The 569-nt window shown below is 83.0% G+C and carries 1 pseudogene; it reads right to left on the bottom strand.

Annotated features, from left to right (window positions below):
- Window positions 1–569, bottom strand: a pseudogene (locus tag ACFOY6_RS24295) (hypothetical protein); the annotation flags it as partial.

Raw genomic sequence — 569 nt, 5'->3', positions numbered from 1 at the left:
GGTGGCGCGGCGCGGCGGCATCGGCTCGGCCGGGCGCGGCGGGGGCGCGGGGCTGCGCACGGGCGGCGGCGGCGGCAGCTCCAGGTCGCCACGGAGGGCAATGGCGCGCGGCTCGCCACCACGCTCGCCACCCCGCTCGCCACCACGGGGGGCACGCAGCTCGGGCGTGGCCTCGGGCAGCAGGCGCGGCAGGGCCTCGTCATCCTCCTCCTCCGCCTCGGGGCGGGGCGGGGCCGTAGGGGCGCGGCGGCCGGGCGGCGGCACCACCGGCATCTGGCGCGGCCCGCGCAGCGCGGCATGGGGCGGCGCCGATTCGGCGGCGGCGGCATCGGCGGCACGCAGCATGGCGGCCAGCTGCGGCGAGGGCGCCTCCGCCCGGCGGCGGGCCAGCATGCCGCCCATGGCGCGGAACGGCGCCGCCAGGCGGGTGCCGAGGCCGGGGCCGCGCTCGGCCTCATCCTCCACCTCCTCCCAGGGGGCGGCGTAGTTCGGCGGCGGGGCGGCGGGCGCTGGCACGGTGCGGCGCAGCACACGGCCGCCCATGCCAGCGCCGCCGCGCGCGGCGAGAT

The sequence above is a fragment of the Teichococcus aestuarii genome (assembly GCF_042651065.1).
GTDB classification, from domain to species: domain Bacteria; phylum Pseudomonadota; class Alphaproteobacteria; order Acetobacterales; family Acetobacteraceae; genus Pseudoroseomonas; species Pseudoroseomonas aestuarii.
The sequence above is the reverse complement of the archived record's forward strand: the minus strand, read 5'-3'. Positions and strand labels throughout refer to the sequence as shown.